This is a genomic window from Burkholderia sp. Se-20378 (assembly GCF_017104665.1).
Taxonomy (GTDB): domain Bacteria; phylum Pseudomonadota; class Gammaproteobacteria; order Burkholderiales; family Burkholderiaceae; genus Burkholderia; species Burkholderia lata.
The window spans coordinates 1-10,570 of sequence record NZ_JAAGPG010000279.1; the positions used below are offsets into that span (position 1 = coordinate 1).

Consider the following 10,570-nt stretch of genomic DNA (forward strand, 5'->3'; position numbering starts at 1 on the left):
TACGATCGTGCCGTCTCGCGAGCGCGCGCTTGCGCGGCGCACGACGAGCCCGGCCGCGTCGAACTGCACCGGCGGCCGGTCGAGCAGCACGCGGCGCGACGGCGCATCGTCCGCGCGATCGGCAAGATCGGCCAGCCAGCATTCGGGCGGATCGAGATAGGTGTCGACGTCCACGTAAATCTCGTCGTTCAGCGTCGCTTCGACAGGCTCGACGTCGATCTGCGCGTCGCCCGGCCCCGGCCACTCGAACGGCCGGGCATCCCACGTCCACGTGCCGTCGTCGGCCTGGCTCGGCTGCCACAGCATCGTGCGGTTGTGCACGTCGTCGAGCCAGCTCGCGATCAGCGTCGTGCGCGTATGGGTCCACGTGCACGCGGACGTCGACGGTTGCGGCGCGAACAGCGTCGTGAGTTCGCGCGACCCGGCGAGAAACGCCTGCTCGCGAATCGCGAGCAGCGAACCACCCGCATGGCGCACGCCGTCGCAATCCCAGTCGAGGCGCGGCTCCAGCATGAGCCAGCCTTCCCAGAACCCGACCTCGACATGGGTCGGCACGTCGTAGCGCGCCCACTCGCCCGTGTCGGTCAGCCGGTACGCATGTGCGTCGAAGAAATCGACGCTGCGCCACGCGACGTGGCGGTTGTCGATCGGATCGAACCCCGCACCCGCACTGATGTCGTCGGGTTCGCCGCTGAAGACGACGGGCGCATCGGCGAGCGCCGTGCCGCGCACCCAGCGCCGCGCTTCATACGGATAGCCGGCCGCGGTTGCATGCGCCTCGCCGCGATCCCAGCTCACGTAGACGGTATCGCGGTCGATCCAGCCAACCGTGTGATGCCCCGGCTCGTCGATCGTGAAGCCGCCGTCGACGAAACGGCGTTCGACGAGATCGAATTCGCGCACGACGACCGCGTCGGCGCCGCCCGGCGACAGCGACAGCAACGCGCGATCGCCGTCCGGATACAGGATCGAGTCCTGCTCGAACACCCACGACTCGCCCTCCTCCGCGCCGAGCGCGTCGACGTCGAGCAGCGTTTCCCACGCCGGTTTGCCCGCGCGCCAGTCGTCCCAGCGCGTGCGGCGCCACAGCCCCTTCGGATGGAGATCGTCCTGCCACAGGTCGTAGGCCCAGTCGCTCCAGCGGGTCGGAATCACCGGGCGTTCGCGCGGCAGGTACGCCTTGGCGAGGCGCGCTGTCAGCGCGCGATAGGCGTCGTCGTCACGCAGCGCGGCGCGCGTGCGCGCATTCTGCTCGTCGACCCACGTGCGGGCGCGCTTGCTGTCGAGCGATTCGAGGAAACGGAACGGGTCGGCCCCGGCGGGCCAGCGGAAGGAATCGGACATTGCGGATCGGCGGAATGGCAAACAGCGTGCAAACCGCGATTATGTCCGATTGCGGCATGCGCGATGCCCGCGCATGCCGCAAATCGTGCTCAGGGCTCCAGATGGAGTTCCTGGATCTTGCGCGTGATCGTGTTGCGGCCGATGCCGAGCCGCTCCGCGGCTTCGACCTTGCGGCCGCGCGTGAAGTCGAGCGCCTCGCGGATCACGGCCGCCTCGAAGCGGCGTGCGAGTTCGTCCATCACGTCGGCCGAGTTCTCGCGCAACAGCCGTGCGACTTCGGTACGCAAGCCATGCTCCCAGACCGGATAGCCAGCCGGCGCGCCGCCGTTCGGCGCGGCCGCGACGGGCGCGGACACCGCCGGCGCCGCACCGATCGCCGGTTGCCCGAGCGCCGTATCGCCACCGCTGACGTGCGCATCCACACCGTCGCCCGTCGCGACCACCGGCGCGCCGGCCGGCACGAGGTCGGGCGGCAGGTCCTTGATCTCGACCGTCTGCGCGGGCGCCATCACGGTCAGCCAGTTCGCAAGGTTCTCGAGCTGGCGCACGTTGCCGGGAAACGCCAGCGACGTGAGGTACACCAGCGCTTCGTCGGACACGCGCTTCGGCTCGACGCCGAGATCGCGCGCGCTCTTCTGCAGGAAGTGGCGCGTGAGCAGCGCGATGTCCTCGCTGCGTTCGCGCAGCGGCGGCAGGCGCAGCCGGATCACGTTGAGCCGGTGGTAAAGGTCTTCGCGGAACAGCCCCTGCCGCACGCGCGATTCGAGATTCTGGTGCGTCGCGGCGATCACGCGAACATTCGCGCGCAGCGGGTTGTGGCCGCCGACCCGATAGAACTGCCCGTCCGACAGCACGCGCAACAGGCGCGTCTGCAGGTCGAACGGCATATCGCCGATTTCGTCGAGGAACAGCGTGCCGTTCTCGGCCTGCTCGAAGCGGCCCTGCCGCGTCGTCTGCGCACCGGTGAACGCGCCGCGCTCATGGCCGAACAGCTCGGATTCGAGCAGGTCCTTCGGAATCGCCGCGGTGTTCAGCGCGATGAACGGCCCGTTCGCACGCGGGCTGTGACGGTGCAGCGCACGCGCGACGAGCTCCTTGCCGGTGCCCGATTCGCCGGTGATCAGCACGGTCGCGGCCGAGTGCGACAGGCGGCCGATCGCGCGGAACATGTCCTGCATCGCGGGCGCCTGGCCGAGCATCTCGGGCGCCTCGGCCACGCGCTCGTCCTGCGGCGCGCCGCCGCGCAGGCTTTCCTCGACCGCGCGGCGGATCAGCTCGACCGCCTTGTCGACGTCGAACGGCTTCGCGAGATATTCGAACGCGCCGCCCTGGAACGCCGCGACGGCGCTGTCGAGATCGGAGAACGCCGTCATGATGATGACGGGCAGGCCCGGCAGGCGCTCGTGCATCGCCTGCAGCAACTCGAGGCCCGAGCCGCCCGGCATCCGGATGTCGGATACGAGCACCTGCGGGGTCTCGTGGTCGAGCGCGGCCAGCGCGTCACGCACGTTCGCGAAGCTCTTCGTCGCGAAGCTGTCCCGGGCGAGCGCCTTTTCGAGCACCCAGCGGATCGATTGGTCGTCGTCTACTATCCAGATCGGCTTCATAGGTCGGTCAGATATTGGTGAATCTGGTGAATCGCCATGCCGCCGCTCAATGGTCGAGCGGCAGCAGGATCTGAAATTCGGTACGTCCAGGCCGGCTTTCGACCTCGATCATCCCGTCATGCTGCTGCACGAACGTCTGCGCTAGCGTGAGGCCGAGGCCGCTGCCGTCGTCGCGCCCGGACACGAGCGGGTAGAAGATCCGGTCGCGGATTTCCTCCGGAATGCCGGGCCCGTTGTCGATCACGTGCAAGTCCAGTGCCAGCCGGTACAGGCGCTTCGCGATCGTCACCTTGCGCGCGATGCGCGTGCGCAACTCGATCTTCGCGTCGCCCTGCGCGATCCGTTCGCGCAGCGCCTGCGCGGCGTTGCGCACGATGTTGAGCAGCGCCTGGATCAGTTGCTCCTTGTCGCCCCGCAGGTCCGGCACGCTCACGTCGTAGTCGCGCTCGATCGTGAGCCCGCGCGGGAATTCCGCGAGCATCACCGCGCGCACGCGTTCGCACACTTCATGAATGTTCACGTCGCCGACGATGTGCGGATGCCGGTGCGGCTCCAGCAACCGGTCGACGAGCGTCTGCAGGCGGTCGGACTCCTTGATGATCACCTGCGTGTATTCGCGCAACTCGCCGCGCTCGCGCTCGCCAAGCTCGAATTCGAGCAGCTGCGCGGCGCCGCGAATGCCGCCGAGCGGGTTCTTGATCTCGTGCGCGAGGTTGCGGATCAGCTGCTTGTTGACCGCAGTCAGGTCGTGGATGCGCTCCTCGCGATCGGTGCGCGACTGCCGCTCGTTCTCGAACAGCTCGACGAGCACGAAATCGGGCGAGGTCTCGAGAAAGCCGACAATCGCATGCACGTGCAGCGGTTCGCGGCCGGGCCGGTCGAGCACGGTATCGAGGTGCGTCGCGTGAAAGCGTTCCTCGCCGATCGCGGTGATCGTCGATGCCAGCTCGTTCGCATTCGGAAAAATCTCGCCCCACGGCCGCTGCGCGAGCTGCCGGCGCGAGATGTCGAGCATCGCCTCGGCGGACGGGTTCGCGAACGCGATCCGCAGCGTCTTGCGGTCGAGCACGATCACGACCGTCGGCAGCGCTTCCAGCCCCGCCAGCAGGCCCGAGCGTGCGAGCCGCTCGTCGTCCGTCAGTCGCTCGGGCTGCCCCGTTTTCGCCTTGATCAGATTCTTCAGAACCATCTGCGTGCTTGTCGCGCCTCTACGGGCCAGAAATGGAAATCACCGGAACAAAAAAGGGACGGCTGGACGCCGCCCCTTTCAGACTCCGCCGTTCCCGCCGCAGGCCGCGCGACGGGAACGAACCGGCATGACGGCGCTGATTCGAAGCGCCATCGCCGATTAGAGCGAGTAGTACATCTCGAACTCGATCGGGTGCGTCGTCATGCGGAACTTCGCCAGCTCCTGCTCCTTCAGCGCAAGGTACGCGTCCAGCATGCCGTCCGTGAACACGCCACCGCGCGTCAGGAACTCGCGATCCTTGTCGAGTGCTTCGAGTGCCTGATCGAGGCCCGCGCACACGGTCGGGATCTTTGCGTCTTCTTCCGGCGGCAGGTCGTACAGGTTCTTGTCCGCTGCTTCGCCCGGATGGATCTTGTTCTGGATCCCGTCGAGGCCTGCCATCATCAGTGCCGAGAACAACAGGTACGGGTTCGCCATCGGATCCGGGAAGCGCGTTTCGATACGGCGGCCCTTCGGGTTCGACACGTGCGGAATGCGGATCGATGCCGAACGGTTGCGTGCCGAGTAGGCGAGCTTGACCGGTGCTTCGAAGTGCGGGACCAGACGCTTGTACGAGTTCGTCGTCGGGTTCGTGATCGCGTTCAGCGCGCGAGCGTGCTTGATGATGCCGCCGATGTAGAACAGCGCCATTTCCGACAGGCCGGCGTAGCCGTTGCCCGCGAACAGGTTCTGGCCGTCCTTCCAGATCGACTGGTGAACGTGCATGCCCGAACCGTTGTCGCCGACGATCGGCTTCGGCATGAAGGTTGCCGTCTTGCCGTACGAGTGCGCGACGTTATGGATGATGTACTTCGACCATTGCGTCCAGTCGGCGCGCTCGACCAGCGTCGAGAACTTCGTGCCGATTTCGTTCTGGCCCTGGCCCGCCACTTCGTGGTGGTGCACTTCGACCGGGATGCCGAGCTGTTCGAGCAGCAGGCACATTTCCGAACGCATGTCCTGGAACGTGTCGACCGGCGCGACCGGGAAGTAGCCGCCCTTCGTGCCCGGACGGTGGCCCGTGTTGCCGCCTTCGAATTCCTTGGCCGACGACCACGGCGCTTCTTCCGAGTTGATCTTCACGAAGCAGCCCGACATGTCCGTGCTCCACTGGACCGAGTCGAAAATGAAGAATTCCGGTTCCGGACCGAAGTAGGCGGTGTCGCCGATGCCCGTGCTCTTCAGGTACGCTTCCGCGCGCTTCGCGAGCGAACGCGGGTCGCGTTCGTAGCCCTTGCCGTCAGCCGGCTCGACCACGTCGCAGGTCAGCACCAGGGTCGACTCTTCATAGAACGGGTCGACGAAGGCGGCGTTCGGGTCCGGCATGAGCAGCATGTCCGACGCCTCGATGCCCTTCCAGCCGGCGATCGACGAGCCGTCGAATGCATGGCCGCTTTCGAACTTGTCTTCGTCAAACGCCGAAACCGGCACCGACACGTGCTGTTCCTTGCCGCGCGTATCCGTGAAGCGGAAATCGACAAACTTGACGTCCTCGTCCTTCACGAGCTGCATGACGTCGGCGACGGTTTTACTCATAACCTCTTCTCCTGATTGAACAATTCCGGCGGACTGGGAACCGCCTCGTTTATCGAGCTGACCGGGGTCTTGCTTTGGCGCAGCGCGCCCCGATTCGACCGAATCCTATAAAGCAGCTTCCGTGCCACCTATGCGCAAGATTGGCGCGAATCGCGCCAGCGCTCGTCGCGACGGGGCTGTGCTGCGCGATTCCGGGGCCCGGCCTCGCACCGCCTGGCAACCGAAAGCACCGCGATGGTGCAATCGTTGGAGCCCGCCGCGCCCACGGAATCATCTTGGTGCATGCGCGCCATTCTGCACTCTTTTGGTGAACGCGTGTGGGGTGCGCGCACCGTACTCCACGCGGACATCCGTGCCGCGACGCCGCGCTAGAATGTTCGTTTGACCGATAGGAGACTCCCTGCCATGAGTACGCTCGACCAGCTTTACGCGAAGGCCGACGAACGCCGCGCACAAGCCGCGCTCAACTACGCCGGGGCGCTGCTGCCGGCCGAGGCCTTCGAACTGCTGCAGCTCGATCCGTCGGCTCGCCTCGTCGACGTGCGCACCCGCGCCGAACTCGACTGGATCGGCCGCCCGCTCGTCGGCGACGGCCAATACCTGCACCTCGAGTGGACGCGCTACCCGGGCGGCGTGCCGAACGCCGAATTCGTCAACGAACTGAAGGCGGCCCTCCCGGCTGATACGCCCATCCTGTTCCTGTGCCGCAGCGCCGCGCGCTCGAAGCTCGCCGCGGTCGCCTCCACGCAGGCCGGCTACACGAAGGCGTTCGACCTGCTCGAAGGCTTCGAGGGCGCCAAGGACGCCGAAGGCCATCGCAAGACGGTCGACGGCTGGTGCTTCCGGAAACTGCCGTGGATCGGCGCCTGACGGCACGCCGCTCCGGCCGGTTGCGACAACCCCATCGTCGAGCCGGGCGATGACATGCCGATGACGGGCCGCGTTGCGCGGCCCGTGGCTTTTGTGCGGCCGGTCGAGGGGCCGCTCAGGTGCGCGGCATATCGGGTTCGACGACGTCGCCGCCGAGCAGGTGCACGCCTTCGCGCAGCTTCACGTACGCGGCCGCGACCGCTTCGGGCTCGCCCTTCACGCCGAGGTCGATGTGACGGCGCGCATAGATCCCGCCGCGCTCCGCATCGCCGACGCTCGGCAGGCTGAACACGCGCACGCCCGGGAAATCGCGCTCGATGCGCTCCATCAGCGGCGTGAGCGTCGATTCCGGCAGCTCGAACACGTACAGCGAGCGCTCCGCGTGCGGCGTCGCGTGATGCAGGTGCGCGTACTTCGTGTCGAGCACCCATTCGATCATCGGCCACGCCATCACCGGGAAGCCCGGCACGAAGTGCAGGTCGCCGACCGAGAAACCGGGAATCCGGTTGTAGCCGTTCGGGATGATCGTCGCGCCCACCGGGAACACGCCCATGTTGAAGCGGTGCTGGTTCTCCGGCGAATCGAAGTCGACCGGCGTGGCCGGATCGGTGTGCGTTTCGCGGATCCGCTCCGAAATCAGCACCTTCGCTTCCGGATGCAGCTCGAGCGGCACGCCGATCGCGGCCGCCGCGCACTGGCGCGTGTGGTCGTCCGGCGTCGCGCCGATGCCGCCCGTCGAGAACACGATGTCGCCCGACGCAATCGCGCGTGCAAGCGTCGCCGTGATGCGCGCCGGATCGTCGCCGACGTATTCGGCCCAGTCGAGCGTGAGGCCGCGCGCGCCGAGCAGCTCGATGACCTTCGCCAGATGCTTGTCCTGCCGGCGGCCCGAAAGGATTTCGTCGCCGATGATGATGATGCCGATGCTCATGCCTGCCCCATGTCGATTGCGGTGGCGCGCGAACTCGCACGCAGGTCCTCCAGCGCGCGCAGGCAGTAATGCCCGAACCACAGCGCCGAGAAGACGAGGATGAAAGCGTAAACCCAGATCATGGCAGCCGCGACGAATGGAAACAGCACCATCATCCAGACCGACGATACCCATACGAAGGTCGGCACGGTGCCGAGCAGCCCGGTCGCGACGCCGATGCCGATCAGCGGCCAGCGGTGCTGCCGCACGAGCGCGCGGCGCTCGTCGCGGCTCGCATGCAGCGCGAGCGCGTCGTAGGTCATCACGCGGTACGTGAGCCAGCCCCAGATCACGGGCGGCAGCAGCGCGAAGAACGGCGGAATCAGCCACAGCGGAATGGTGACGACGAGCACGATCACGCCGGCGATCGCTGCGCCCAGCGAATTGAACACGCTGCCGAAGAAGGTGCCGCCCCGCTTCGCCTCGAGCGCCGCGAACTGCCGGTTCGACAGGTGCTTGATCACGACCGGCATCGAAATCGTCGCGATCAGCAGCAGCACGGTCAGGACGATCAGCGGAATCGCGAGCGACACGACCACGAACGGCGCGACGACCGCATGCAGCTGCGACATGCCGATCGCGTCGAACGCGCGGTACAGCATGGCCGTCAGCACGAAGCCGTCGAGCGCGCCGCGTGCGAGGTCCAGCAGCGACTGCCACGAGAACCACAGCACGGCGCCCCACAGGACGGCCGAGACGAGAAACGGCATCAGGGTGAGCCACAGCATGCGCGGATGCAGTGCGCTCGCCAATGCGCGGACGAAGGAACGCAGCAGGTCGTTCATGCGAGCCTGTATCGACGGAGAAAAACGGGGAAAGGATAAACCACGCGGCCCGCATGCGCCAAAGCACATGCGGGCCGCGTGGGAGAGCCGCTCAACGTGAAAATGGCCGGATCAGGCCGATGCCGCGCCGCGCTTGGCGGGGAACAGGCGCCGGAAGATCCGCACGAACGCGAGGCCGTGCTGCGCCCAGAAGCCTTCGCCGTAGGACACGCCCTCGACCTGGTCACGGATGCCGGTCGGCTCGACCGTGCGGCTCCACGACGCGGTGCCGAACATCATGTCCCACCACGGGAACAGCACGCCGAAGTTGCAGCCGTACTTCGTGCCTTCGTGGCCGTAGCCGACCGCGTGGTGGCGGCGGTGGAAGATCGGGCTCACCAACAGGCGCTCGCCGAGCCAGCCGAACGGCAGCCGCGCATTCGTATGCTGAATGCTCTGCATGAAGTTGGTGAACGCGGTCAGCACGACGAACTGCGACGGCGTCACGCCGATCACGAGCGCGATCGCCGCGAAGAAGCACGACTGGATCACGTCGTCGAGCACGTGGTTGCGGTCGTCGCACCACAGCGACATCTGGCGCTGGCTGTGATGCACGGCGTGCAGCTCCCACCAGATGCCGAACTTGTGCTGCCAGCGGTGATACCAGTAGCCGGCGAAATCGAGCACGACGAGATAGATCGCGAACGTGACGATCGGCTTCGAGGTCACGCCCGGCCACAGGTAGTCGAGGTTGAGGTTCGCGACGCCGTGCAGGCGCAGCCACGCCTGGAAGTTGTCGAACAGCGGCTGCAGCGCGAAGAAGAAGAACAGCGAGTAGATGCCGAGCTTCGCGATCGCCGTGTAGATCACGTCGACCCGCACGGCACGGCGGTTCGTCCAGCGCTCGACGGGCAGCAGCGCCTCGAGCGGGCGCAGCAGCACGAACATCAGGACCATCTGCAGCGCGCCGACGATCACCCAGTACAGCGCGTCGTAGGTGTCCTCGTCATAGTCCATCAGATTGAACTTGAAGAGGAGCGGCTGCACGACGTCGACGTACAGCCAGGTCTGGATGTCCGATACGAATGCATCGATCAGGTGCAGCATCGTTCTCCCCCGCCCGTCACGCGCCGTTCGCGGCGCGCCACGGCGCGCGGTCGTAGAAATAGATGCCGTGCGGCGAGCGGCCGACGGCAATCGTCTGCACCAGCTTGCGCGACGCCAGGTCGATGATCCCGACCTTCTTCGCGAAGCGGAACGTCACCCACAGCGTCTTCTTGTCGGCGGACAGCTCCATGTCGTCCGGGCCCGGCAGCAGGCCGGTGATGTCGCCGACGTTGGTGAGCGTGTTCTCGTCGATGATGCTGATCGTGTTCGCGACCCGGTTCGTCACCGCGACGTGCGTGCCGTCGGCGAGCGAGCGGAAGTTGTGCGCGCCCTTGCCGGTGTAGATCTGCTTGACGACCTTCTGGTTGCGCCAGTCGACCACCGCGACGTAATCCGCGCCGGTCATCCCGACGAGCAGGTACTTGTCGTCCGGCGTGAGCCACAGGCCGGCCGGCACCTTGCCGACCTTCATCTTCCACTTGACCGTCTGCGTCGGCAGGTCGATCGCCGCGATCTCGCCGGAGACCTGCAGCGACACGAGCAGCGTCTTGCTGTCCTTCGTGAATGCCAGGTGGCTCGGCATGACTTCGAGCGGCACGCGCTTCACGAGCTTCAGGTCGCGGCCGTCGTAGCCGTAGATGTCGACGCGGTCGAGGCGCAGGCCGGCCGCCGCGAACCACTTGCGGTCGGGCGAGAAGCCGAGCTGGTAAGGATCATCGATCCCTTCGACGGTGCGCTGCAGCTTGCCCGTCTTCGGATCGAGGAACATCAGGCTGTTCGAGACCGAATTTGCAACGATCAGCGACGAATTGTCGGGCGTCGCCATCAGGTGATGCGGTTCCTTGCCGGTCGGCATCGTGCCGACGACCTGGCGGGTCTGCTGATCGATCAGGGAAAGCGTCGCTTCGGCCGAATTGAGGATGATGACGTTATTCGCGTGTGCGGCGGGCGCCAGCACGGCGGCGGCCAGCGCGAGCGTGCGGCCGAGGGAAAGGAAAGTGCGCATGAAGACTCACGTCGAGGAACAACCGTCATTGTAAAACGTTCAACCGGCCCGGCCGGTTGACCGAAGCCGGCATTGCGCCACTTCGACGCACGCCGCGGCGGCCCGGTCGGCAGGCGCCGCGCGGCCGGCCGGGGCCGG

8 protein-coding genes and 1 pseudogene are annotated in these 10,570 nt (G+C 66.7%); 1 reads left to right on the forward strand and 8 read right to left on the reverse strand.

From position 1 onward, the window contains the following. The 4 genes and pseudogenes from G3N93_RS24770 to glnA all read right to left on the reverse strand — a co-directional run. Positions 1 to 1,344 (reverse strand): annotated as a pseudogene (locus tag G3N93_RS24770) (S9 family peptidase); the annotation flags it as partial. Between the two features lie 89 nt (positions 1,345 to 1,433). Beyond that, positions 1,434 to 2,951, reverse strand: a complete 1,518-nt coding sequence (gene ntrC / locus G3N93_RS24775) for a nitrogen regulation protein NR(I) (protein ID WP_174986979.1) — start codon at positions 2,949 to 2,951, stop codon at positions 1,434 to 1,436. Between the two features lie 46 nt (positions 2,952 to 2,997). Next, entirely contained in the window at positions 2,998 to 4,140 is a 1,143-nt protein-coding gene (gene glnL / locus G3N93_RS24780) for a nitrogen regulation protein NR(II) (protein ID WP_166960338.1), read from the reverse strand. A gap of 159 nt (positions 4,141 to 4,299) precedes the next feature. Further along, a complete protein-coding gene (glnA, locus tag G3N93_RS24785; RefSeq protein ID WP_011352587.1) occupies positions 4,300 to 5,715 on the reverse strand; it encodes a type I glutamate--ammonia ligase in 1,416 nt (471 codons plus the stop codon). 405 nt (positions 5,716 to 6,120) lie between these two features. Between glnA and G3N93_RS24790 the strand changes: the two genes are divergently transcribed. Next, entirely contained in the window at positions 6,121 to 6,585 is a 465-nt protein-coding gene (locus G3N93_RS24790) for a rhodanese-like domain-containing protein (protein WP_174941830.1), read from the forward strand. A gap of 115 nt (positions 6,586 to 6,700) precedes the next feature. Here the strand turns inward: G3N93_RS24790 and G3N93_RS24795 are convergent, their stop codons facing one another. The 4 genes from G3N93_RS24795 to G3N93_RS24810 form a co-directional block, all read right to left on the reverse strand. Further along, complete coding sequence (locus G3N93_RS24795) at positions 6,701 to 7,516, reverse strand: molybdopterin-binding protein (protein WP_174941828.1); 816 nt, start codon at positions 7,514 to 7,516, stop codon at positions 6,701 to 6,703. Further along, positions 7,513 to 8,340 (reverse strand): EI24 domain-containing protein, encoded by an 828-nt coding sequence (locus G3N93_RS24800; RefSeq protein ID WP_174947093.1) that lies wholly within the window; start codon positions 8,338 to 8,340, stop codon positions 7,513 to 7,515. Before G3N93_RS24800 ends, G3N93_RS24795 begins: the two co-directional genes overlap by 4 nt. Positions 8,341 to 8,451: 111 nt before the next feature. After that, on the reverse strand, positions 8,452 to 9,426 hold the full coding sequence (locus tag G3N93_RS24805; RefSeq protein WP_174941825.1) for a sterol desaturase family protein: 975 nt from the start codon (positions 9,424 to 9,426) through the stop codon (positions 8,452 to 8,454). A gap of 16 nt (positions 9,427 to 9,442) precedes the next feature. Continuing rightward, positions 9,443 to 10,432: a beta-propeller fold lactonase family protein gene (locus G3N93_RS24810; RefSeq protein ID WP_027786950.1), complete on the reverse strand. Its 990-nt coding sequence runs from the start codon at positions 10,430 to 10,432 to the stop codon at positions 9,443 to 9,445. Positions 10,433 to 10,570: the final 138 nt, after the last annotated feature.

Excerpts from the sequence above, each read along its gene's own strand:
- G3N93_RS24805 (WP_174941825.1), bottom strand. The coding sequence starts at position 9,426 with ATGCTGCACCTGATCGATGCATTCGTATCGGACATCCAGACCTGGCTG.
- G3N93_RS24795 (WP_174941828.1), bottom strand. The coding sequence starts at position 7,516 with ATGAGCATCGGCATCATCATCATCGGCGACGAAATCCTTTCGGGCCGC.
- glnA (WP_011352587.1), bottom strand. The coding sequence starts at position 5,715 with ATGAGTAAAACCGTCGCCGACGTCATGCAGCTCGTGAAGGACGAGGAC.
- ntrC (WP_174986979.1), bottom strand. The coding sequence starts at position 2,951 with ATGAAGCCGATCTGGATAGTAGACGACGACCAATCGATCCGCTGGGTG.
- G3N93_RS24810 (WP_027786950.1), bottom strand. The coding sequence starts at position 10,432 with ATGCGCACTTTCCTTTCCCTCGGCCGCACGCTCGCGCTGGCCGCCGCC.
- glnL (WP_166960338.1), bottom strand. The coding sequence starts at position 4,140 with ATGGTTCTGAAGAATCTGATCAAGGCGAAAACGGGGCAGCCCGAGCGA.
- G3N93_RS24800 (WP_174947093.1), bottom strand. The coding sequence starts at position 8,340 with ATGAACGACCTGCTGCGTTCCTTCGTCCGCGCATTGGCGAGCGCACTG.
- G3N93_RS24790 (WP_174941830.1), top strand. The coding sequence starts at position 6,121 with ATGAGTACGCTCGACCAGCTTTACGCGAAGGCCGACGAACGCCGCGCA.